Here is a 23,139-nt window from a genome sequence, read left to right on the forward strand (position 1 = left end):
TTGTCGGCGGTTAACCCTCGGCAAGGACGCTTGCGAAAATGGGACCTGCAATCTTAATTTATTTGGCCTATTTTATGGCCATCAGCGCAACCAGGTCCGCCATTGAAGATGGCTCACTTGCTACGGTGATCGGTATGTGGCCAATCAATGCTGCGTTACTTTTGGCGGCGATTTCAGTGAATATCATGGACAGTGTGCCAGTGCGGCGCTTCAAAGATAAACTAAGGACTAAAGAAGGCAGCATAACGCGTGTTTAAGATTTTAGATTTATACGTCGGCCGTACTATTGTTGCGACAACCTCGCTAGTGCTGGCGACCTTTGTTGGTTTGTCCGGCATTATCAAATATGTTGAGCAATTGAGGAAAGTCGGGGAAGGAAGCTACGATTTACTGCAAGCTTTACTGTTTGTGGTGTTGAGCATTCCTCGTGATATCGAGATGTTTTTTCCTATGGCCGCCTTACTCGGTGCGTTGATTGGGTTAGGTATGTTGGCATCAAGTTCTGAGCTCGTTGTCATGCAAGCTGCGGGGTTTTCTAAGCTTAATATCGGTATGTCGGTATTAAAAACCGCAGTGCCATTAATGATCATTGTCACCTTGCTTGGCCAATGGGGAGCACCCCAAGCGCAGAAGATGGCGCGAGATCTGCGAGCTTTTTCTCTCTCTGGCGGTAGTATTGTTTCAGTGCGCAGCGGTGTGTGGGGCGCGCGATGTGAATGATTTTATCTTTATTGGTAAAATTGATGACAACAAACTCTATGGCTTAAATATGTGGCGCTTTGATAACAATAAGAGTTTGCAAAACATCCTTTTTGCCGAAGAGGTGGATTACGATAAAGACAATCAATGGGTAATGAAAAATGTTCAAATCACCGACATGCGCGATGATGTATTGATAACAAAGCAAACATTACCTGAATACCGTTGGACGACCTCATTAGCTCCAGACAAACTGGCGGTTGTCACGGTCAAGCCTGAAGAGTTGTCACTGAGTGGCTTGTATGATTATGTCAGCTATTTAAAAACGTCGGAGCAAGATGCTTCACGGTACGATCTGGCGTTGTGGCGTAAAATTACTCAACCTTTTTCTATTGCTGTGATGATGCTAATGGCACTGTCGTTTATTTTTGGGCCATTGCGCAGCGTTACTATGGGCGCAAGGATTTTGTCAGGCGTGATTGCAGGCTTTACATTTTATATTTCCAGTGAGTTTTTCGGCCCACTGAGTCTTGTTTATGGTATCCCACCAGTGTTTGGTGCCGTCGCACCCAGTTTGGTGTTTCTCAGCGTTGCCGTAATGTTGTTAAGACGAAAACTCTAAAAATGACAGGTAAGAACTATTAACAAAAAGGAAGGGCAAACTTTCCTTTTTGTTATTCCGACTCAATTAACTTTAGGAAGTACCACTACTTTCGTTTTGGCCCAAATATCTTGGAACCCTCTTTTTTGTTGATCAAAGGGTACGGTGAGGTTTGCCAAGCCAAAGCCTGAGGTGAACAAACGTATTAAAGCTTGCGTGGCGCTGATTGAATTTCCATCTTGTTCGTTAATTATCAAAAGTCGCCAAGCACGCATCCCTAATGTCTGGCCTGCTCTTGTCCAGAAAAAGACGAAGAAGTAGACCCAGACAGCGGCAAGGTAAAATGTGTAAACATAGCTCCAAATGGGATGACGAGTGAGAAAGTCGCTGACATCTGCATACGAGCCATAGCTCATCACATTCAACGCAACGAGAGCTTCTAATATAGCAACGACAACACCAGCAGCCATCATCTCAAGAGCAATGATGATTAATGCATCGTAAATGAGCGCACCAAATCGGCGTAGTATCCGGCAGGCGGTAGAGAAATAGAGTTACTCATCATATCTAAACATCTTTTGTATTCGCGAAATTGCAGCAGCATATAGCCTCGAAGAGGATCTGAAAAGAGAAGAGACGCACAGCTTGAAGGTTTGTGGCGAAAATATCGGCAAACGATTTGTATTTCAATATTTTGTTATTGCGCCAATAACTTTCTTACGTATAATGCCAACCATCAAAGGGCAATGCCCAAGATGCCGGTGTGGTGAAATTGGTAGACACGACGGATTCAAAATCCGTTTCCTTCGGGAGTGGCGGTTCAAGTCCGCCCACCGGTACCATAATTTAAACAACAAAGCCTCGACGAAAGTCGGGGCTTTGTTTGTTTTTGTCCTCGAAATAATAGTCCACTATCTTAGATGAATGGGACTCTTTTGATAGCCTTCACATACTTCTATATTGAACAGCGCACATTTCTTGCTTCTAGCCATACACATTTATATCAACACTACTAATATGTAGTTGATGAACTTTTGAGTGACTTCTTTTAAACTCATTAACTACTTAGTACTTAAGGTGTTATATAAATTGTGGCAAGCATAAAAATCACAGTAGATAGATTGCAGCCTGGCCTGCACATTAAGTTGCCCGTAAAGTGGAACGAACACCCCTTTCTTTTTAATAGCTTTAAGATTAAATCCCAAGAACAGATTCAATTGATAAAACACTTGGGGATTCAACATGTTTATATCAATCCTGCGCAAAGCGATACTCAACCCTTACCTGTCAATACGCAGCCGGAAGCCATAGAAAAATCTTCAGAGATGGAGAGTGAGGCTGAAAAATTGTGGGAAGAGAAGCAGAAACGGATTGAAAAGTTGAACGCATATCGTAGGCGAGTTCTAAACTGTGAAAAAGAGTTTGAGCGTTCTCTATCCCGCATGCGTGCGGTAATGAACAAGATACGCAATCGGCCAGAGGATGCGATAGATGAAGCTTCAATTTTGGTTGAAGATATCGTCGATAAGCTACTGAGTGAAGATAGCGTTACGCTGCATTTAATGAATGGCAAAAGTGAGTTTGAAGGCATCTACTTTCATTCACTCAACGTTTCGGTCATTGCAATGATGATAGGAAAAGCGAAAGGGTATGATGCTCAAAAAATCAAAGAACTTGCTTTTGCTGCGCTGTTTCATGATATAGGCAAAATTAAGGTTCCCACCGCGATTGTTAGAAAGAAAACAACACTGACAGAGCCCGAACAAAATTATCTCAAATTACATACTAAGTATGGTTTGGATATTGCGAGTCATATCGATAGCTTTCCAGAAAGTGCAAAGAGAGTAATAGAACAGCATCATGAACTCAATGACGGCAGTGGGTATCCGCTTGGTTTAAAGGAATCGGCTATTGATGAGCTTTCACAGGTCATTACGGGAGGGCGTTCAGAATTCTGTGTCAGCTAATTTTGGCTAAATATCTAAGACGTCATCCAAGCGACCTTCAAAATGAATCGCCAGTTGAGACAATGTCATATTCCAATTCTGTATTGGCATTGTCCATTTCTTAGAAGCATTCAATATCCCAGCATACAGTAGCTTAAGCAAGCTATTTTCATTTGGGAACCCACCCTTAGTTTTGGTCAGTTTACGGAATTGGCGATGTACGGCTTCAATAGCATTTGTCGTGTAAATAGCCTTTCGGACGTATTCTGGATATTTAAAGTAAACCGATAAATTTGCCCATTTGTTCCGCCAGGAACGAATCACTATTGGGTATTGCTGTCCCCATTTGGCTTCCAAACGATCCAACTCCATCTCGGCCGCTTCTTTGCTGACAGCCCGATAGACTGGCTTCAAGTCGGCCATAAACGCCTTCTGATGCTTAGAGGCAACATATTTCATAGAGTTACGGATTTGGTGAATGATGCATTGCTGAACTTCTGTATCAGGATAGATGGTTGCTATCGCTTCTGGGAAGCCTGTTAGCCCATCTACGCAGGCGATCAAGATATCTTCAACGCCGCGGTTATACAGATCTGTTAGCACGGAGAGCCAGTAATTAGCGCCTTCCGACTCTGACAGATAAAGACCGAGTAGCTCCTTTTTCCCCTCAACATCTAAGCCCAATATTGTGTATATCGCTTTGCTAACGTAGCGTCCGTCTTCTTTGATTTTATAGTGGATGGCATCAAGCCAGACAAAGGGATAAAGTGCATCGAGCGGACGTTGCTGCCACTCCTTCAGCTCAGGTATCAAACGGTCGGTAACACCTGTGATGGTGGCCTCAGAGACATCAATGCCATACATATCTTCTACGTGACCACGGATATCACGGTAGCTCATACCGAGCGAGAACATGGATAGGATCTTACGGTCGATCTCATCGGTCAATTTAGTCTGGTTCTTCTTAACTAACTGGGGTTCAAATGTTCCAGAGCGGTCGCGTGGGGTATCCAGTTCAAACGTGCCGACAGAAGACTTAATCGTTTTCTTGCTTGAGCCGTTCTTACGGTTAGGTTGCTCATCACCTTCAAGGTGCTGTTCGAGTTCTGCTTTCAAAGCAGCTTCTGTGATTTGTTTAATGAGCGGAGTTAAGAAGCCATCTTTACCTGTCAGGTCTTGGCCTGACTGAAGGGCTTTAATAGCTTGTTCTAGATCGAAGTCTTTGTTCATGTGTCATTCCTGTTTTGTATATCATACTGAAATGACACAGATTTCTAAACACTACCCATTACGGTCGCGAATGTATTTGATAATTTGTGTCATCCCAATATCGTTGCAGAGCAGAAGATTCCTTATATTGCACTTTCCTATATGTATAAGCATTGTAATCATTTATATAGTAACGAAAACTTAAACGTATTGGTTAAATTTATGGGCGTTTTCCCTCCGGGAACCGTTGTTCAGCTTTCTAACAATATGGTTGGGTTAGTCATCTCCGTAAACGCCAGCCACTTACTATATCCTAATGTATTGATTTACGACCCTTAGGTTCCGCGAACCCAAGCGCCCATTATTGATTTAGCTGATCGAGATTTGAAAATTGTTAATGCTATTCTTCCGCATAAACTTCCGGATAAAATCCGAGACTATCTTAACCCACGCTCTAGAATCTCTTATTTCTTCGATAGTGATGAGTAATATGCTTCTTTGTACTGCCTCAGTGCGAGCTTTCATTGACGAAGAAAAGCACGCAATATGAAGTGTGTCACCTCAATGCTCTGGTGATAACAAGGAGATTTAGAGAGGGAAATAGGTCGCTAATTAATCGATATTTAACGCTTTGGCGTCTTTTTGTTCACTTGAGCTATCAGAAGGTACTTTTTTCTAAAAACCGCTTGCACTCATCTTCGTTCTCCCTATAATGCCGCCTCACTGACACGGCACAGCCAGTAAGGGTTCAAGCCCAACCAGCAGCCAATCAGTAGGTCAAATCAATAAGACGAAATAATTTAATAAAGTGTTTGACACTTTCCATTATCTCGCTAGAATGGCCGCCTCTTCAAAGGAAGCCTCGGCAACCCAGCGAAGAACGCTCTTTAACAATATAAACCTATCAATCTGTGTGGGCACTCATTGATGATAATCAAAAAAGATTTATCAATGAACTGAGTGACCAATCAGAATCAAGTTTACTTGATTTTGGCACAGTCAATTCATTGTTGTTCTGTTGGAACAACAATAGCTTTAAAATTACTTTTTACTTTCGAGTAAAAACAGTTTTGAAGTCAGTATTCATTGAGCCGGTCTTAGGACCAACAAAACTTTAATTGAAGAGTTTGATCATGGCTCAGATTGAACGCTGGCGGCAGGCCTAACACATGCAAGTCGAGCGGCAGCACAGAGGAACTTGTTCCTTGGGTGGCGAGCGGCGGACGGGTGAGTAATGCCTAGGAAATTGCCCTGATGTGGGGGATAACCATTGGAAACGATGGCTAATACCGCATGATGCCTACGGGCCAAAGAGGGGGACCTTCGGGCCTCTCGCGTCAGGATATGCCTAGGTGGGATTAGCTAGTTGGTGAGGTAATGGCTCACCAAGGCGACGATCCCTAGCTGGTCTGAGAGGATGATCAGCCACACTGGAACTGAGACACGGTCCAGACTCCTACGGGAGGCAGCAGTGGGGAATATTGCACAATGGGCGCAAGCCTGATGCAGCCATGCCGCGTGTATGAAGAAGGCCTTCGGGTTGTAAAGTACTTTCAGTCGTGAGGAAGGTGGTGTTGTTAATAGCAGCATCATTTGACGTTAGCGACAGAAGAAGCACCGGCTAACTCCGTGCCAGCAGCCGCGGTAATACGGAGGGTGCGAGCGTTAATCGGAATTACTGGGCGTAAAGCGCATGCAGGTGGTGGATTAAGTCAGATGTGAAAGCCCGGGGCTCAACCTCGGAACCGCATTTGAAACTGGTTCACTAGAGTACTGTAGAGGGGGGTAGAATTTCAGGTGTAGCGGTGAAATGCGTAGAGATCTGAAGGAATACCGGTGGCGAAGGCGGCCCCCTGGACAGATACTGACACTCAGATGCGAAAGCGTGGGGAGCAAACAGGATTAGATACCCTGGTAGTCCACGCCGTAAACGATGTCTACTTGGAGGTTGTGGCCTTGAGCCGTGGCTTTCGGAGCTAACGCGTTAAGTAGACCGCCTGGGGAGTACGGTCGCAAGATTAAAACTCAAATGAATTGACGGGGGCCCGCACAAGCGGTGGAGCATGTGGTTTAATTCGATGCAACGCGAAGAACCTTACCTACTCTTGACATCCAGAGAAGCCAGCGGAGACGCAGGTGTGCCTTCGGGAACTCTGAGACAGGTGCTGCATGGCTGTCGTCAGCTCGTGTTGTGAAATGTTGGGTTAAGTCCCGCAACGAGCGCAACCCTTATCCTTGTTTGCCAGCGAGTAATGTCGGGAACTCCAGGGAGACTGCCGGTGATAAACCGGAGGAAGGTGGGGACGACGTCAAGTCATCATGGCCCTTACGAGTAGGGCTACACACGTGCTACAATGGCGCATACAGAGGGCAGCAAGCTAGCGATAGTGAGCGAATCCCAAAAAGTGCGTCGTAGTCCGGATTGGAGTCTGCAACTCGACTCCATGAAGTCGGAATCGCTAGTAATCGTAGATCAGAATGCTACGGTGAATACGTTCCCGGGCCTTGTACACACCGCCCGTCACACCATGGGAGTGGGCTGCAAAAGAAGTGGGTAGTTTAACCTTTCGGGAGGACGCTCACCACTTTGTGGTTCATGACTGGGGTGAAGTCGTAACAAGGTAGCGCTAGGGGAACCTGGCGCTGGATCACCTCCTTATACGAAGATTACACTGATGAGTGTCCACACAGATTGATGGTTTATACAGTTTAAGAGACGATGCTGGGTCTGTAGCTCAGGTGGTTAGAGCGTTCGCCTGATAAGCGAGAGGTCGGTGGTTCAAGTCCACTCAGACCCACCAATTCTTCATCCCAGAAGATTGGCACACAGTATCACACACCTGATGGGGTTATAGCTCAGCTGGGAGAGCGCCTGCCTTGCACGCAGGAGGTCTGCGGTTCGATCCCGCATAGCTCCACCATCTTTAAGTGCACTAGCAATAGTGTTTTTAAAAATGGTTTTCATTAGAAAATCGTGCTCTTTAACAATTTGGAAAGCTGACTGATAACAACGAACGTGTTTGTTGTTATCAAATAAAAGTTCTCAACATCAATGCGTTTAACGTATTGATACCAAACACATTCAAGTGTTCTTGGGAAAGCTTACTTCGGTAAGTTTTCAAAATTGAGTCCGGCAAAATCAAACGTCTCTCGCTCATTCAAATAATGAGAGACAACCTTGGTGACTTGTCTACAACACGAAACTTCTTCGGGTTGTATGGTTAAGTGACTAAGCGTACACGGTGGATGCCTTGGCAGTCAGAGGCGATGAAGGACGTAGTAACTTGCGATAAGCGTAGATTAGGCAGTAACAGCCACTTGAGTCTACGATTTCCGAATGGGGAAACCCACGTGCATAAGTACGTATCCTTACCTGAATACATAGGGTAAGGAGGCAAACCGGGGGAACTGAAACATCTAAGTACCCCGAGGAGAAGAAATCAACAGAGATTCCGAAAGTAGCGGCGAGCGAAATTGGACTAGCCCTTAAGCTTTTAATGATGCAGGTGAAGCCTCTGGAAAGTGGCGCAATAAAGGGTGATAGCCCCGTAACTGTTCCATCATTATAAGTGAAATCGAGTAAGGCGGGACACGTGTTATCCTGTCTGAACATGGGGGGACCATCCTCCAAGGCTAAATACTACTGACTGACCGATAGTGAACCAGTACCGTGAGGGAAAGGCGAAAAGAACCCCTGTGAGGGGAGTGAAATAGAACCTGAAACCGTGTACGTACAAGCAGTAGGAGCACCTTCGTGGTGTGACTGCGTACCTTTTGTATAATGGGTCAGCGACTTATATTCAGTGGCAAGGTTAACCGAATAGGGGAGCCGTAGGGAAACCGAGTCTTAACTGGGCGCTTCAGTCTCTGGATATAGACCCGAAACCGGGTGATCTAGCCATGGGCAGGTTGAAGGTTGAGTAACATCAACTGGAGGACCGAACCGACTAATGTTGAAAAATTAGCGGATGACTTGTGGCTAGGGGTGAAAGGCCAATCAAACTCGGAGATAGCTGGTTCTCCCCGAAAGCTATTTAGGTAGCGCCTCGGACGAATACTACTGGGGGTAGAGCACTGTTAAGGCTAGGGGGTCATCCCGACTTACCAACCCTTTGCAAACTCCGAATACCAGTAAGTACTATCCGGGAGACACACGGCGGGTGCTAACGTCCGTCGTGGAGAGGGAAACAACCCAGACCGCCAGCTAAGGTCCCAAATTACTACTAAGTGGGAAACGATGTGGGAAGGCTCAGACAGCCAGGATGTTGGCTTAGAAGCAGCCATCATTTAAAGAAAGCGTAATAGCTCACTGGTCGAGTCGGCCTGCGCGGAAGATGTAACGGGGCTAAGTAGTAAACCGAAGCTGCGGCAATACAGTTTACTGTATTGGGTAGGGGAGCGTTCTGTAAGCCGTTGAAGGTGTGTTGTAAAGCATGCTGGAGGTATCAGAAGTGCGAATGCTGACATGAGTAACGATAAGGGGGGTGAAAAACCTCCCCGCCGGAAGACCAAGGGTTCCTGTCCAACGTTAATCGGGGCAGGGTAAGTCGACCCCTAAGGCGAGGCTGAAAAGCGTAGTCGATGGGAAACGGGTTAATATTCCCGTACTGCTTATAATTGCGATGGGGGGACGGAGAAGGCTAGGTGGGCCAGGCGACGGTTGTCCTGGTTCAAGTGCGTAGGCTAAGAGACTAGGTAAATCCGGTTTCTTGTTAGGCTGAGACACGACGTCGAGCTGCTACGGCAGTGAAGTCATTGATGCCCTGCTTCCAGGAAAAGCCTCTAAGCTTCAGATTATAAGCAATCGTACCCCAAACCGACACAGGTGGTCGGGTAGAGAATACCAAGGCGCTTGAGAGAACTCGGGTGAAGGAACTAGGCAAAATGGTACCGTAACTTCGGGAGAAGGTACGCTCTTATTGGTGAAGTCCCTCGCGGATGGAGCTGACGAGAGTCGCAGATACCAGGTGGCTGCAACTGTTTATTAAAAACACAGCACTGTGCAAAATCGCAAGATGACGTATACGGTGTGACGCCTGCCCGGTGCCGGAAGGTTAATTGATGGGGTTAGACTTAGGTCGAAGCTCTTGATCGAAGCCCCGGTAAACGGCGGCCGTAACTATAACGGTCCTAAGGTAGCGAAATTCCTTGTCGGGTAAGTTCCGACCTGCACGAATGGCGTAATGATGGCCACGCTGTCTCCACCCGAGACTCAGTGAAATTGAAATCGCTGTGAAGATGCAGTGTACCCGCGGCTAGACGGAAAGACCCCGTGAACCTTTACTACAGCTTGGCACTGAACATTGAACCTACATGTGTAGGATAGGTGGGAGACTTAGAAGCGCAGTCGCTAGATTGCGTGGAGTCGACCTTGAAATACCACCCTTGTCGTTTTGATGTTCTAACGTAGGCCCCTCATCGGGGTTGCGGACAGTGCCTGGTGGGTAGTTTGACTGGGGCGGTCTCCTCCCAAAGAGTAACGGAGGAGCACGAAGGTGGGCTAATCACGGTTGGACATCGTGAGGTTAGTGCAATGGCATAAGCCCGCTTAACTGCGAGAATGACGGTTCGAGCAGGTACGAAAGTAGGTCATAGTGATCCGGTGGTTCTGAATGGAAGGGCCATCGCTCAACGGATAAAAGGTACTCCGGGGATAACAGGCTGATACCGCCCAAGAGTTCATATCGACGGCGGTGTTTGGCACCTCGATGTCGGCTCATCACATCCTGGGGCTGAAGTCGGTCCCAAGGGTATGGCTGTTCGCCATTTAAAGTGGTACGCGAGCTGGGTTTAGAACGTCGTGAGACAGTTCGGTCCCTATCTGCCGTGGGCGTTGGAAGATTGAAGGGGGCTGCTCCTAGTACGAGAGGACCGGAGTGGACGAACCGCTGGTGTTCGGGTTGTCATGCCAATGGCATTGCCCGGTAGCTAAGTTCGGAATTGATAAGCGCTGAAAGCATCTAAGCGCGAAGCGAGCCCTGAGATGAGTCTTCCCTGGCACTTTAAGTGTCCTAAAGGGTTGTTCGAGACTAGAACGTTGATAGGTTGGGTGTGTAAGCGCTGCGAGGCGTTGAGCTAACCAATACTAATTGCCCGTGAGGCTTAACCATACAACACCGAAGGGGTTTTGTGGGCTCAATGGAAGAACATTGAATGTGTGAATGAGAACGAAACAGCTTTCCGAATTAAGAAATTTGCTTGGCGACCATAGCGTTGTGGACCCACCTGATTCCATGCCGAACTCAGAAGTGAAACACAACAGCGCCGATGGTAGTGTGGGGTCTCCCCATGTGAGAGTAGGACATCGCCAGGCTTTGAATTTATAAGAGCCCGTTTGTAAGAGCGGGCTTTTTAGTCACTTGTGACACAAGATACAGTGTGCTGATATGGCTCAGTCGGTAGAGCGCATCCTTGGTAAGGATGAGGTCCCCAGTTCGATTCTGGGTATCAGCACCAGTTTTATAGCTCTGTAAGCTAAAAGAATTTGCTTGGCGACCATAGCGTTGTGGACCCACCTGAACCCATGCCGAACTCAGAAGTGAAACACAACAGCGCCGATGGTAGTGTGGGGTCTCCCCATGTGAGAGTAGGACATCGCCAGGTTTGAATTACGAAACCTCAGCAGAAATGCTGAGGTTTTTTTCTATCTATTCGTATCATTCAATGTCCAATCATAGTGATAGCTGATACTCTTTTTCTCGCTTTTTAGTGCCTTGTTGTACTGCACTAAGTGCTCAAATAATTGCTGTTTCGTTCCAAAATCTTCAGCAAACCAGTCATAAATAGAAGACAGAACCCATTTATCATTGGTGACCTTTACTCCTTTTTCGCTATTGATAAACTCAGTGGCTGATTTCTCCAGTAATAATTCAGTATTTTCTGCTGTGAAAGCCTGCTTTTGTAAGTTTGGGCAGCCAAGGCTTGCGCAGTTGACCGCATAATGGGTTCGAGGATCTTTCCAAATGGGTCTTAAAATTCGATGTTCAATATCATTGAGAGTCAGCTCTTTTTGATTGATGGTAATGATCTTTTGTTCCCAAGGGCCAAATGAGAAAAATCCTCCCAGTTTAGTGATGGATGGTATTGGATAATGATCGACGATTAAGTTAACTGTTAAGGCATTATATAAGTTGACCCAGTAAGCATATTGTTCCAGCTTTGCATACTCTCTTGGATCAAGGGCTGATAATTGTGAAATATAGAGCTCTAATTGCTCTTTATCTTTTGAGTTGACCCTTTGATAATCGAAGAGGTTGTTGTGATTTTCTTGGATTAGATAAGTATCAAGTGTTGTCTGCCAAATTTGATGTGAAATGGCTTGTGTATTTTCTTCATTACTAGAGTTCCAATAATCCCATAGTTGTGATTTAGGAGCAGAAAATACATTCGTTGACCCGAGTGTCAAACATAGCGTTAATAGATATTTCATCATTTACCTCTCATCTCATAGGTTATATGACCTAGGTAGGGATTGATAAATTTCAGATAAAATAAAAGGTTGGTGCATCTACACCAACCTCTGGAAATTAAATCGATACTCGCTATTTCAAAAAGCTAGGAATTTTTGTTTCATAATCAGCGATTTTATCTTCGTGCTGTAGCGTCAAACCGATATTGTCTAATCCATTAAGTAAGCAATGGCGACGAAATTCATCAATTTCAAATGAGTATGTTTTTCCATTGGCTTTAACTTCCATTCGTTCAAGATCTACAGTTAGTTGAGCACCTTCATTTCCTTCAACAAATTGGAATATTTCATCAACTTCTTGCTCTGTAAGGCGGACTGGAACCATTTGGTTATTGATTGAGTTACCATAAAAAATATCCGCAAAACTGGGTGCAATCATGGCTTTGATGCCGTAATCCGCTAAAGCCCAAGGGGCATGTTCTCGTGAAGAACCACACCCAAAGTTTTCACGAGCAAGTAGAATGCTCGCTCCTTCATAGCGAGGTTTATTCATGACAAAATTTGGATTAGGTTGTTGACCTGCATCATCTAGAAAACGCCAATCATGAAAAAGGTGTTTGCCAAAACCAGTGCGATTTACTTTCTGTAAAAATTGCTTAGGGATAATGGCATCTGTATCGACGTTCGCTGCATCAAGAGGAACGACCAAACCTGTGTGCTGTTTAAAACCTGACATTGGTGATCCCCTGTTTAGTTGAGTGTTGAAGAATGAATATTACGGATATCGACAAAGTGTCCAGCGATGGCGGCGGCGGCGGCCATTGCAGGACTGACTAAATGTGTGCGGCCATCTCGACCTTGGCGGCCTTCAAAATTGCGGTTGGATGTTGATGCACAGCGTTCACCTGCACCGAGCCTGTCATTGTTCATAGCCAAGCACATTGAACAGCCCGGCAAGCGCCATTCAAAACCCGCTTCAATAAATATTTTATCCAAGCCTTCCGCTTCCGCTTGCGCTTTAACTTGCTCTGAACCTGGAACAATCAATGCTTGAACGTGTGGTGCGACTTTTTTACCTTTCGCGACTTGAGCTGCTGCTCGCATATCTTCAATGCGAGAGTTTGTGCAAGAACCGACAAAAACTTTATCCACTTTGTAGTCTGATAAGGATTTACCCGCTTCCAGTCCCATATACGCTAATGCTTTTTCTGCTGATGCTTTTTCGACAGGATCACTAAAGCTATCGGGAGATGGAATGGTTTCATCGACAGCAATTACTTGGCCTGGGTTTGTGCCCCACGTTACTTGTGGTTTGATGTCCGCGGCATTTAGGGTAACGACTGCATCGAATTTGGCATTATCATCGGTTTTTAGCGTTGCCCAGTACTCAATGGCAGCTTCTAAATCGTTTCCTTGAGGAGAAAACTTGCGACCTTTAATGTAGTCGAAAGTAGTCTGATCAGGGGCGATAAGACCGGCTTTTGCTCCAAGCTCAATCGCCATATTGCACACCGTCATACGACCTTCCATTGAAAGATCGGTAATCGCTTCACCACAAAATTCAACGACATAGCCTGTACCACCGGCCGCCGTTGTTTTACCTATAATGGCTAGCACGATATCTTTAGCGGTGATGCCTGGAGCGACTTTGCCTGTCACCTCAATTTTCATCGTTTTCGCGCGAGCTTGTTTCAATGTTTGGGTTGCAAGTACGTGCTCAACTTCTGATGTACCGATGCCAAACGCTAACGAGCCAAATGCGCCATGTGTTGCTGTGTGTGAGTCACCGCAGACAATGGTCATACCGGGAAGAGTAATACCTAATTCTGGCCCCATGACATGAACGATGCCTTGGTATTTATGATTTAAGTCGTAGAGTGTTACGCCAAACTCAGCACAGTTCTTGGACAATGTTTCCATTTGGATTCGAGCCATCTCACCCGAGGCATTAATGTCTTTTGTGGTGGTTGAAACGTTATGGTCCATGGTAGCGAATGTTTTACTCGTCTGACGAACTTTACGTCCCTTTTCGCGTAAACTATCAAATGCTTGCGGTGATGTCACTTCATGAACGAGATGACGATCGATATAAAGGATGGGGGTTTCCCCTTCAGCTGATACCGCAATGTGGGCATCATAAATTTTTTCGTATAAGGTTTTTGCTTGCGACATTGCTTCTTCCTTGAGCTCTTTGAGCTTTATAAAGGACTAGGCGAGCCTAGTCCTACTAATTATGAATTTAAAATATAGCTGGCAATTTTATCGCCCATTTCAGAGGTTGAAAGTGCCGCTTTACCACTGGCAAGATCTGCGGTGAGTTCTCCTGCGGTAAGCGCCTTTGATACGGCATTTTCGATAGCTTGAGCGGCACTTTCTTCGCCCAAGCTATAACGTAGCATTAAAGCGGCGGAAAGAATTTGTGCTACTGGGTTAGCGATGTTCTTTCCTGCGATATCAGGTGCAGAGCCACCTGCTGGCTCATAGAGACCGAAATTGCTTTCATTAAGGCTAGCGGAAGGTAGCATACCCATTGAGCCTGTGATCATGGCGCATTCATCGGAAATGATGTCACCAAAAATATTAGAGCACAGCATGACATCAAATTGAGAGGGATCTTTAATGAGCTGCATAGTGGCATTATCGATATAAATGTGTGAAAGCTCGACGTCCGGATAATCTTTTGCGATCTCTTCCACGACCTCACGCCATAAGATAGAGCTTTGTAATACATTCGCTTTATCGACTGAGCATACTTTTTTACGACGTAATCGTGCGGACTCAAACGCTATTTTTGCAATGCGTTCGATTTCGTAGCGGTGGTAAACTTCGGTATCAAATGCTTTTTCATTTGCCCCTTCTCCTTCGCGTCCTTTGGGTTGGCCAAAATAAATACCACCAGTCAATTCTCGAACAACCACAATATCGAAGCCACGATCGGAGATATCGGATCGTAAAGGAGAAAAGCTTTCTAAGCCTGAGTGAATTTGAGCAGGACGCAAGTTACAAAACAGTTGAAAATGTTTGCGAAGCGGTAGGAGTGCACCGCGCTCTGGTTGGTCGTTGGGTGGTAAATGCTCCCATTTAGGACCGCCTACGGAACCAAACAATACGGCGTCTGCCTCTTCACATCCTTTAATGGTGCTTTCAGGTAGCGGGCAACCGTGGTTATCAATCGCAATCCCGCCGACATCATGTTCTTCTCTGGCAAACCGGATAGCATGTTTTTTTTCAATCGCATCCAATACCTTGTGTGCTTGTTGCATTACTTCTGGGCCGATACCATCACCTGCAAGAACGGCAATTTTGTATGTTTTGTCTGTCATGTTAGTCCTTTACTATTTTTATATTTGCTTGCCCCAGTGAGCTCTAAAGATTGAAAACTCTAATCTAGGTACGTTAAACGGTTGCCACTTTCTTTTGTTTAATTTCTGCAATTTGATCGGCACGATGAATGCTATTGATCACGTGCAATAAGGCTTGCCCTGATGCTTCGACAATATCCGTAGAGACGCCTGTACCGTGATATTTTCGCCCTTTGTAGTTGGCAATAATATCGGCTTGCCCGAGTCCATCTTCACCTTCGCCCTTGGCGGTAAGGTCAAATTTATCCAATACGATCTCATAGCCAGTTAGACGGTAAATACATTGGTAAAGCGCATCGACAGGGCCATTACCAACGGCAGCTTCACATTTTTCTTCATCACCACAAAGCAATTTAATACTGGTGGTTGCCATGACACTACCAGATTGGACACTCAAATAATTTAACTTATAGAAATCATCTTCATCACGCAGATTAGAGAAGTGCATCAACGCTTCTAAATCGTAGTCAAATACCTGTCCTTTTCGGTCGGCTAACTTCAAGAAATCTTCATACAATGCGTTCAAATTGTATTCGTTCTCGTTGTAACCCATGCTGTCCATATGGCTTTTTACTGCGGCGCGGCCACTGCGGCTCGTTAAGTTCAGCGCTTGGTTTTTTAGGCCAATTGACTCTGGAGTCATGATTTCATAAGTATTTTTATTTTTTAGCATACCATCTTGGTGAATACCCGATGAGTGGCTAAATGCGTTGGCACCGACAATCGCTTTGTTACTTTGAATCGGCATATTGCACAGTTGGCTAACCAACTTACTGGTGCGGTGGATCTCATCATGCTTTAAGCCAGTATGTACGCCGAGGAATTCTTGACGAGTTTTGATGATCATCGCGATCTCTTCCAGTGAACAGTTACCAGCGCGCTCACCAATACCGTTGATGGTGCCTTCTATTTGCCTTGCGCCAGCCTGTACAGCGGCAATCGAGTTTGCGACTGACATTCCCAAGTCATCATGGCAATGAACGGAAATAATGGCTTTATCTATGTTAGGGACTCGCTCAAACAGCATCTGAATAATGCCACCAAATTCGCTAGGAACAGTATAACCGACCGTGTCTGGAATATTGATGGTCTTAGCTCCGGCATTAATTGCGGCTTCGACCATTCTACAGAGATTATCAATGGGCGTTCGGCCCGCATCTTCACAGGAAAATTCGACGTCATCAGTGTAGTTACGGGCGTGTTTCACCGCACTGACTGCCATCTCGAGCACATCATCATAACTGCGGCGCAATTTATCTTGCACATGAATGGTTGAGGTTGAAATAAACGTATGGATACGAAAAGCATCGGCGACTTTCAGAGCTTCGGCTGCTGCATCAATATCTTTTGCTACCGCGCGAGAAAGCGCGCAGACGCGGCTGTTTTTAATGTGTTTGGCAATCGTTTTGACCGATTCAAAATCACCTGGGGAGGAAACTGGAAAACCTGCTTCAATAACATCAACACCAAGGCGCTCTAATGCGTAAGCAATCTGCAGTTTTTCTTTAACGGTTAAGCTTGCTGACAAAGCTTGCTCGCCATCACGTAGTGTGGTGTCGAATATAATGACTTGATTATTCATGTTTGCTCCCTTGCACCGATGGTTAATCGTTTACTTCCTAAATGTAGTTATAAAAAAACCCGCATCTCAGTGCGGGCTCTTGTCATCTTGTGTTGTGTTTTTCTTCCACAACCTACCCGCGCGAATGGTTCACGATAAGGAGCAGGCCCAGCAGGATAGAAAAACGGATAGTCATTCGTAACATTCCACAAGATTAAGTTAACAAATTAGTACCGTACTCGACTTAACTCGTCAACCATTAAGTTGTTTTTTTATTCATATCGGATCAGTTTTAGTCAAAAGCGGTAAAAATGAGCAGAATTGGTAGAGAGGATCACTTTTTGTAGCACGGAATGTTTTCACGCAAGAACGTTTGTCATCGGTTAAATTCATTCATTATCCAACAAACAGTCACGTATTTGTCATTTTAAACTTCTACGTTTAGAGCGTAAGAGGTTTATGGAATGACAGGAGTCGCTCATGCGTGCCATCGGACAAATTGTTAAGTTTGACGTAGCGTTTTCGCTATTTTGTTTACAGCATCGTTTTAATCAGCCTGTAGCGCAGATCAGCAAAGCTATTTCCCATACTGGGGATGGGCATTTGTACGCGTTGATTGGTGCTTTAGCTTGGTATTTAGACCCGCTTAATGGCCAGCTATTCTTAATGGCTGGACTGGCCGCTTTCGCGATTGAACTCCCTATTTATTGGGGATTGAAAAATAGCTTTCAGCGTCGTCGCCCTGAAGAGTTTTCTCCTTCATTCATTGCCTTTATTACCCCTTCGGATCGCTACAGTTTGCCCTCTGGTCATACGGCTGCAGGGTTTGTTATGGCGACATTAATTGGCCACTTCTATCCTCATAGCGATGCTTTTGTCTTGGTTTGGGCTGGCTTAATTGGCGTATCTCGCATCCTACTTGGGGTTCACTTCTTGACGGATATCGTGATTGGCGCGCTGCTTGGTGTAAGCAGCGCAAGATTTGCTTTGTGGTTGGTGGAGAGAGGCTTTTGAAAATTCTGTATGGTGTCCAAGGCACCGGAAATGGCCATATTGCTCGTTCACGAGTGATGAGTGAAGCGTTGAGAGAAGCCAAAATTGATGTGCAATTTCTCTTTTCTGGACGTGAAAAAGAGAAATACTTTTCGATGGAAAGTTTCGGTGATTACCAAACTCGGCGCGGTTTTACTTTTGAAACTGAACAGGGACACGTAAATTACGTTAAAACGGCGCTGAATAATAATTTGCTGACTTTCGTGAGTGAGACAAAAAACCTCGATTTGTCTCCGTATGATCTGGTCATTAATGACTTTGAACCAGTATCGGCATGGGCGGCTAAACAGCAAGGTATTCCGTGTATTGGGATAAGTCATCAAAATGCATTTCGTTATAATGTGCCTTTGAAAGGGGCAAGTTGGCTGGATAAACAGATTATTCAACAGTTTGCGCCTGCCAACTACCACGTCGGTTTACATTGGTATCATTTTGATCAACCGATCCTTCCTCCGATTATCTATCGTTCAGAGCAGCATACGTCTAGCGAGCATTTCATTTTGGTCTATCTTCCATTTGAGCATGTTGATGATATTCTTGAGTTGCTTTTTCGTTTTTCAAATCAAGCATTTATTTGTTATCACCCTTCCTTAATGGAAGCGCAATCCGTTGAAAATGTTGAGTTGCGTCCCTTATGTCATACCCATTTTCAATATCACTTGCATTGCTGCGATGGCGTAATTGCTAATGGTGGCTTTGAATTACCATCAGAAGCACTTTCATTGGGTAAAAAGCTGCTACTTAAGCCACTATCGGGTCAATTTGAGCAGCAAAGTAACGTTGCCACTCTTGAGAATCTCGGGCTTGCTGCATCTATGGAGTTTTTGGACCCGTCGGAGTTACGCCGTTGGTTGGATGAAAAACAGGTCGAGCGCGTTGTCTATCCTAATGTAGCGAAAGCCTTGGTTGAATGGGTACAAAATGGCAAATGGGATAATCATAAAGAGCTGAGCCAGTCTTTATGGCGGCAGGTTGATTTCCCTAGTTATGTGTCATTTAACTAATATTGACGAAACGCTTTGAATTTTGACGTAATTAATTTATTTGGTGAATGTATCAAGGTAAAGGCTTGTTATTCATCACTTGATTCAATGTTTTGAATAAAATGCATAAATTTTTCTGTTTTATGGTTTTTTATAAAAATACATCGTACTGATAAATAAGGACAATCTTTTTGTTTGGATAAAAAAAACTGATATTTTATCAATCTTGTTGCCAATCGATAAATGCTTAGCAGATAGTAGCCTCCACCCAGTTGTGTCTGGGTAAATATAATAAATGGCAGGTTATCTATTCTATACCGAATCAACTTGAAGATGCAGGCTTGAGAACCTGAAAATGATCATTAATTCGAGATGTCAAAGAGCCTGCGATCTCTGGAAGAGTCACAGAAAAAAATTGGTCTATTGCCGCCTTGAAGTCCCGTTTTCTTTTGAAGTAAACGTTGTTCCTCGACTTCTCATTCATTACTTTCCATAGCCGCTCTATTGGGTTGAGGTTTGGACTGTAAGGTGGAAGATAATGCAGTTTAATATTCAGGACAAACGCCGCATCTTTGACTAAGTCACTGCGGTGATATCCCGCACCATCTAATATGATATGAAGCTTATGGGCTAACGAATAACTCTCTCTTAACTTACAGAAAAAACGAACAATCGATTCACTGTTAATGCTCTCATAGTCGTGAACAATGGTTGCACCAATATCCGACAGGTTCAGTGCGCCAATAATGTTCAATCGGCTACGATTACCCGTTGTTTCAATCACTTTATCCTGACCAGTACGTATCCAGCCATGCGATATCTTTGTTGATAGTGTTGGGTGAACTGCATCGATAAAGACTATCGATTCATCCTCGCCACAGCTTGCCTTTAGCGCTTCATACGCCTCTATGAATGCTTGCTGTTTTGCTTCATCAAACTTGTGTGGTATGCCTTTCGGTTGCTTGTAGCTAAAACCATTATGGTGAAGCCATTTGTTCATACCAGAAACAGTATAATCAAGCCCAAACGTCTCTTTAACATAGGCGACAATTTGATGAGTATGAGAATAGGTTTTCTCAGTCAAATGCTCGATTAGGTGCATGGTTTGAATAGCAGAAAGCTTGCTTTGGCTTCCTCCATTCTCAGGCTTAAGTTTTTCAGAAAGTACGTAGTCACTGAGGTGACGTGCAACGGTCGATTCATGAATACGAAGAGCTTGTGAAATCATAGTCTGACTCCAGCCTTCAGAAGCCAGCAAAACAGCCTTAATACGGTCGCAAACTCGACTATCACGCTCAATGTCGTGCATCTGTTCGAGTTGCAGTTTCTGTTGAGGAGTCAGTGTGATTTTCATGGTTTGTAGCATGATCCTGATTCTATTGAAAATCAAGCATCTTCAATGATCACGGGTATACATCAGTTAAATTAGGGTCGAAAGCAAGCAAAGTGAATGATGCAAATTGCTGAAGATTAAGCTGTGTAAACGCTTGGATAACCTTCTCGACACTGACTTGACTGGATAAATGCTTAAGCAATTGACCGCGGCTCACTAAGCGTTCGGCATCGGCTCCTTGGGGGATTTTACCTTGGTAATTATTGAGCAAGCACAAAGCCAAACCGCATTCATTAAGGCTGATCCAACTGCCTCCACCGGCAGGATCAATCGGCATCAACACTTCAACACCAGCTTGCGTGTATTGTTTAGGCGGCAACGCTAATGGGCGGTTTTTTTGTTCATCACGGTTAAAAAACAGATGATAGCCGTGTTTGTCGAGTAACCAAGAAACTGAGCACATGTTATTGCCCCCGAATGAAGGAGGCCGTGGCTGGCGCTAAGCCGAAAGCGGCATCGGTTTCTACATGCAGCAAATGAGCGACCACTTTAGCCATCGCAAAATGGTGCTGTGCATGCAAAGTGGCGAAGCTTAACTCTCGCTCCCATGTTGATGAGAGAGAGCACACTTGCGTTTCCTGCAATGAGGTTTCAACAAGTACCGTAACGGATTTTTGGAGTGAGGCCGAGCACTGCGTTAACCATTGAATTAAATACTCAATTTCGGCCAAGGCCGCAGCGCGGGACGTCTCAACGAGGTGGCCCCGACGGCGTTGGTTGTAATCAATAGTGCTAGTTGAGTTAGCCAGCGCATGAAACAGATCCAACCAATGACGAAAATGTTGCCCCACTGAACTGGCGACAATTGGCGTGGCTAAGTGGGTGTAGTGCCTATCTTCTAACTGTTCGAGAAACTGGTGCGCTTATTCCAGTGTTTCAATGCCGCCTTGGATCACGGGGGCATGATTAGGCTGTGGTGCACTTTGTTGTGAACTTGTGGTGATTGCAAACATATTTCTATCCCTATGATTGTTCTTATGGATAAGGTTAATCCGTGCTTGGGTAGTGTTCGGTTAAGGCCTTTTCTTTGCGCCAAGCGTTCAGCAGTTCAGCCATTTTGGGTGTTTGATGGCCTAACTTTCGCTGCTGCGCGCCAATGTCGAATAAGATTCGGTACTGTCTGAGTAAGGTTGAGAAGATCTCACGCAGCGGTGTTTCTCTATCCCAAATATGAGCGGCTTCACTGCTTGCGCCATTGATTTCCAAAATCGTGAACTGTTCTCCAGCCATCAATTGGTGAATATTGGCAAACTTGATATCGAGCCGCCCATAGTGAAACCCGTCAACATTGTTAAAAATCTCATCTAACTTGTTGGTGAGAGCGAGTGTGATATAGCGGTTACCATTGCGGAAAATCGATCCGCGACTATGGCTGCCCGCAAAGGCGAGTTGAAACTCCTGCCCTGCTTCAAGAACCTGATCGAGCTTCTCAAGGTGGCGAGGAAAATAGAGGTGAGGGAGTTGCCCTGCGCGTGGGCAGCGTTCAATTAACTGCTTTAAAGTGTGAATGCCATCCCCAGTGACAAACGGGGCGTACTTGAGCGTGATGGAAATAATGTTGCCTTGAGCTTCACCGGGATAGCGCACATAAAACACGCCAGCTTCAGCTTGATACGGCGCTTTTTGTTGCAGTAAAAAACGGGCGTTAATCGGGAATGATTGGATGTAGTCACTCAGTTGTTGTTCATTTTGCAGCAGTTTTACGCCAACGCCGCGGCAGCCTAAATCTGGTTTAGCGACAAGAGGGAAATCCAACGATGCTTGTTGCATTGCAGACAGAGCCTGTGCTGTTTGCTGCTGAGCGGTTTGATGGCTTTTCGTTCGGGTGATAAAGGGCGATATCCACTGCTGAGCGTATTCACCGGCTAGATTAAGAATGTCGTGTTTTGACTCTCCAACCATGCCGCTGAGCTTGATGCCGGGGTTTGCAATTAAGGGTAAGCCCCAGTTGCCATAACGCAGCCCTTGCAGCAGGCTTTGAATCACCACCGGAGTGTAGAAAAACCAACTGGGCAGAAATTCATAAGGAGAAATGCTGCGTTTGGTGTCTTGCTCTAAAAGCGGCATACCCGCGTTGATTTTGCCATGTGCAATGCAAGGTATTTCTAATTTGGCGTTCATGACAATCCTTTAGAAAATGATTTGTTGAGAAGACGATTGGTGAGCATTAATAGCCCAACCGCGATAGGAATAATGCTCCATTGATAATGAGAGGACTGCTGCCAAACCTGACTCCCTAGGTAATAAAGCGTTGAAAAAACGATCAGTGTCCACAGTGCTGTGGCCGTCAGTACGGAGCACAGAAATAGCGCCAACGGAATAGAAAAAAAGCCGCTCAAAGTAAAGCCCACCGTTCTTAGGCCGGGGACAAAGCGAATAATAAACAGATTTAAAAAAGTATGATGGTGCAGTTTGCGACGGACGGTTCGAAAATGTTTATTGGTCAGCGCTTGATAACGAAGCGGACGAACGCGTTGTGCCACTTGGCCTAAGTAATACAAACCGAGATCGCCACTAACAATGCCGACAAAAATAGCCAACAACGCCAAGCCGGGGGACATGAGATTTTGCAAAGCCAGTGTGGCGGCGGTGACAATAGCGACATCCTCTAACAAATAGGAAAGCAAAATTACGCCGATGAATAGTAAAGTCAGTGAATGACTTTCGGCTGTTAGAAAGGTTTGAATGTCGATAGCAAGCGCCACACTTCCTCCTTAGCAAATTATGATCAAGTATAGAATAAGGCGCTGATTGCGCTTTTATTCTCATTACGAGGACAAAGACCTGCCAAAGAATAGAAAAATTGCATATTTGATGATTTTTTATAATTAAATTTAATCAAACTAATGTTTGAAAATTAAACCGAGGTTGTAACGAACCTTAAATGAAGCGTGGATAGCCAAGAACCATCAAGATCAGAGTTA

Annotated in this window: 12 protein-coding genes, 4 tRNA genes, 4 rRNA genes and 6 pseudogenes; 14 read left to right on the plus strand and 12 right to left on the minus strand. The window is 45.1% G+C overall.

From position 1 onward, the window contains the following. Positions 1-38: 38 nt before the first annotated feature. A complete protein-coding gene (locus N5E84_RS21330; RefSeq protein ID WP_410001428.1) occupies positions 39-257 on the plus strand; it encodes a hypothetical protein in 219 nt (72 codons plus the stop codon). Then, positions 250-1,321, plus strand: a pseudogene (gene lptG / locus N5E84_RS00220) (LPS export ABC transporter permease LptG). Before N5E84_RS21330 ends, lptG begins: the two are co-directional and overlap by 8 nt. Positions 1,322-1,383: 62 nt before the next feature. Here lptG and N5E84_RS00225 read toward each other — a convergent pair. Beyond that, a pseudogene (locus N5E84_RS00225) lies at positions 1,384-1,904 on the minus strand (RDD family protein). A gap of 153 nt (positions 1,905-2,057) precedes the next feature. Between N5E84_RS00225 and N5E84_RS00230 the strand changes: the two are divergent. Further along, positions 2,058-2,142, plus strand: a tRNA-Leu gene (locus tag N5E84_RS00230). Positions 2,143-2,391: 249 nt separating this feature from the next. Further along, positions 2,392-3,234 (plus strand): annotated as a pseudogene (locus N5E84_RS00235) (HD-GYP domain-containing protein); the annotation flags it as partial. 39 nt (positions 3,235-3,273) lie between these two features. Here N5E84_RS00235 and N5E84_RS00240 read toward each other — a convergent pair. Beyond that, entirely contained in the window at positions 3,274-4,476 is a 1,203-nt protein-coding gene (locus tag N5E84_RS00240) for an IS256 family transposase (RefSeq protein WP_095661319.1), read from the minus strand. Positions 4,477-4,533: 57 nt separating this feature from the next. Between N5E84_RS00240 and N5E84_RS00245 the strand changes: the two are divergent. The 8 genes and pseudogenes from N5E84_RS00245 to rrf (N5E84_RS00280) all read left to right on the plus strand — a co-directional run. Continuing rightward, positions 4,534-4,944, plus strand: a pseudogene (locus tag N5E84_RS00245) (HD family phosphohydrolase); the annotation flags it as partial. A 626-nt stretch (positions 4,945-5,570) separates the two neighbouring features. After that, positions 5,571-7,114, plus strand: a 16S ribosomal RNA gene (locus N5E84_RS00250). 65 nt (positions 7,115-7,179) lie between these two features. Next, a tRNA-Ile gene (locus N5E84_RS00255) sits at positions 7,180-7,256 on the plus strand. 44 nt (positions 7,257-7,300) lie between these two features. Continuing rightward, positions 7,301-7,376 (plus strand) — tRNA-Ala (locus tag N5E84_RS00260). 298 nt (positions 7,377-7,674) lie between these two features. Beyond that, positions 7,675-10,565, plus strand: a 23S ribosomal RNA gene (locus tag N5E84_RS00265). Between the two features lie 87 nt (positions 10,566-10,652). After that, a 5S ribosomal RNA gene (rrf, locus tag N5E84_RS00270) occupies positions 10,653-10,768 on the plus strand. 67 nt (positions 10,769-10,835) lie between these two features. Then, positions 10,836-10,911, plus strand: a tRNA-Thr gene (locus tag N5E84_RS00275). Between the two features lie 31 nt (positions 10,912-10,942). Beyond that, a 5S ribosomal RNA gene (gene rrf, locus N5E84_RS00280) occupies positions 10,943-11,058 on the plus strand. The 16S, 23S and 5S rRNA genes sit together here with 3 tRNA genes alongside, the layout of an rRNA operon. Positions 11,059-11,098: 40 nt before the next feature. On the opposite strand, the gene N5E84_RS00285 is transcribed toward rrf (N5E84_RS00280), so the two are convergent. The 5 genes from N5E84_RS00285 to leuA all read right to left on the minus strand — a co-directional run bounded on the left by N5E84_RS00285 (position 11,099) and on the right by leuA (position 16,807). Beyond that, positions 11,099-11,884 (minus strand): DUF547 domain-containing protein, encoded by a 786-nt coding sequence (locus tag N5E84_RS00285; RefSeq protein WP_013856007.1) that lies wholly within the window; start codon positions 11,882-11,884, stop codon positions 11,099-11,101. A 112-nt stretch (positions 11,885-11,996) separates the two neighbouring features. Beyond that, positions 11,997-12,599: a 3-isopropylmalate dehydratase small subunit gene (gene leuD / locus N5E84_RS00290; RefSeq protein ID WP_017042706.1), complete on the minus strand. Its 603-nt coding sequence runs from the start codon at positions 12,597-12,599 to the stop codon at positions 11,997-11,999. A gap of 14 nt (positions 12,600-12,613) precedes the next feature. Beyond that, a complete protein-coding gene (gene leuC / locus N5E84_RS00295; protein ID WP_069212078.1) occupies positions 12,614-14,035 on the minus strand; it encodes a 3-isopropylmalate dehydratase large subunit in 1,422 nt (473 codons plus the stop codon). A 59-nt stretch (positions 14,036-14,094) separates the two neighbouring features. Continuing rightward, the gene (gene leuB, locus N5E84_RS00300; RefSeq protein WP_019282467.1) at positions 14,095-15,186 is read right to left on the minus strand and encodes a 3-isopropylmalate dehydrogenase; all 1,092 of its coding nucleotides are present in this window, start codon (positions 15,184-15,186) and stop codon (positions 14,095-14,097) included. 73 nt (positions 15,187-15,259) lie between these two features. Then, positions 15,260-16,807, minus strand: coding sequence for a 2-isopropylmalate synthase (gene leuA, locus N5E84_RS00305; RefSeq protein ID WP_013856011.1), 1,548 nt, complete (start codon positions 16,805-16,807; stop codon positions 15,260-15,262). 459 nt (positions 16,808-17,266) lie between these two features. On the opposite strand from leuA, the gene N5E84_RS00310 reads away from it, so the two are divergent. Both N5E84_RS00310 and N5E84_RS00315 read left to right on the plus strand, forming a co-directional pair. After that, positions 17,267-17,800 (plus strand): phosphatase PAP2 family protein, encoded by a 534-nt coding sequence (locus N5E84_RS00310; protein ID WP_017042702.1) that lies wholly within the window; start codon positions 17,267-17,269, stop codon positions 17,798-17,800. Continuing rightward, the gene (locus N5E84_RS00315; protein ID WP_029388282.1) at positions 17,797-18,843 is read left to right on the plus strand and encodes an MJ1255/VC2487 family glycosyltransferase; all 1,047 of its coding nucleotides are present in this window, start codon (positions 17,797-17,799) and stop codon (positions 18,841-18,843) included. Before N5E84_RS00310 ends, N5E84_RS00315 begins: the two co-directional genes overlap by 4 nt. Positions 18,844-19,144: 301 nt before the next feature. Here the strand turns inward: N5E84_RS00315 and N5E84_RS00320 are convergent, their stop codons facing one another. The 5 genes and pseudogenes from N5E84_RS00320 to N5E84_RS00340 all read right to left on the minus strand — a co-directional run bounded on the left by N5E84_RS00320 (position 19,145) and on the right by N5E84_RS00340 (position 22,920). Further along, positions 19,145-20,176 (minus strand): IS630-like element ISVa15 family transposase, encoded by a 1,032-nt coding sequence (locus N5E84_RS00320; RefSeq protein ID WP_026027704.1) that lies wholly within the window; start codon positions 20,174-20,176, stop codon positions 19,145-19,147. A 64-nt stretch (positions 20,177-20,240) separates the two neighbouring features. After that, positions 20,241-20,618 (minus strand): annotated as a pseudogene (locus N5E84_RS00325) (NRDE family protein); the annotation flags it as partial. Between the two features lies 1 nt (position 20,619). Next, positions 20,620-21,168: pseudogene (locus tag N5E84_RS00330) on the minus strand (hypothetical protein). Positions 21,169-21,202: 34 nt separating this feature from the next. Continuing rightward, a complete protein-coding gene (locus N5E84_RS00335; protein ID WP_019282542.1) occupies positions 21,203-22,336 on the minus strand; it encodes a hypothetical protein in 1,134 nt (377 codons plus the stop codon). Next, positions 22,333-22,920 carry a DedA family protein gene (locus N5E84_RS00340; RefSeq protein ID WP_019282541.1) on the minus strand — a complete coding sequence of 196 codons (588 nt, stop codon included), beginning with the start codon at positions 22,918-22,920 and terminating at the stop codon, positions 22,333-22,335. The genes N5E84_RS00335 and N5E84_RS00340 overlap by 4 nt, the downstream gene beginning before the upstream one ends. Between the last annotated feature and the right edge of the window lie 219 nt (positions 22,921-23,139).

The sequence above is a fragment of the Vibrio sp. J502 genome (genome assembly GCF_025397955.1).
Classification (GTDB): domain Bacteria; phylum Pseudomonadota; class Gammaproteobacteria; order Enterobacterales; family Vibrionaceae; genus Vibrio; species Vibrio anguillarum.

Excerpts from the sequence above, each read along its gene's own strand:
- N5E84_RS00285 (WP_013856007.1), bottom strand. The coding sequence starts at position 11,884 with ATGAAATATCTATTAACGCTATGTTTGACACTCGGGTCAACGAATGTA.
- N5E84_RS00335 (WP_019282542.1), bottom strand. The coding sequence starts at position 22,336 with ATGAACGCCAAATTAGAAATACCTTGCATTGCACATGGCAAAATCAAC.
- leuB (WP_019282467.1), bottom strand. The coding sequence starts at position 15,186 with ATGACAGACAAAACATACAAAATTGCCGTTCTTGCAGGTGATGGTATC.
- leuC (WP_069212078.1), bottom strand. The coding sequence starts at position 14,035 with ATGTCGCAAGCAAAAACCTTATACGAAAAAATTTATGATGCCCACATT.
- leuD (WP_017042706.1), bottom strand. The coding sequence starts at position 12,599 with ATGTCAGGTTTTAAACAGCACACAGGTTTGGTCGTTCCTCTTGATGCA.
- N5E84_RS00320 (WP_026027704.1), bottom strand. The coding sequence starts at position 20,176 with ATGAAAATCACACTGACTCCTCAACAGAAACTGCAACTCGAACAGATG.
- N5E84_RS00240 (WP_095661319.1), bottom strand. The coding sequence starts at position 4,476 with ATGAACAAAGACTTCGATCTAGAACAAGCTATTAAAGCCCTTCAGTCA.
- N5E84_RS21330 (WP_410001428.1), top strand. The coding sequence starts at position 39 with ATGGGACCTGCAATCTTAATTTATTTGGCCTATTTTATGGCCATCAGC.
- leuA (WP_013856011.1), bottom strand. The coding sequence starts at position 16,807 with ATGAATAATCAAGTCATTATATTCGACACCACACTACGTGATGGCGAG.
- N5E84_RS00310 (WP_017042702.1), top strand. The coding sequence starts at position 17,267 with ATGCGTGCCATCGGACAAATTGTTAAGTTTGACGTAGCGTTTTCGCTA.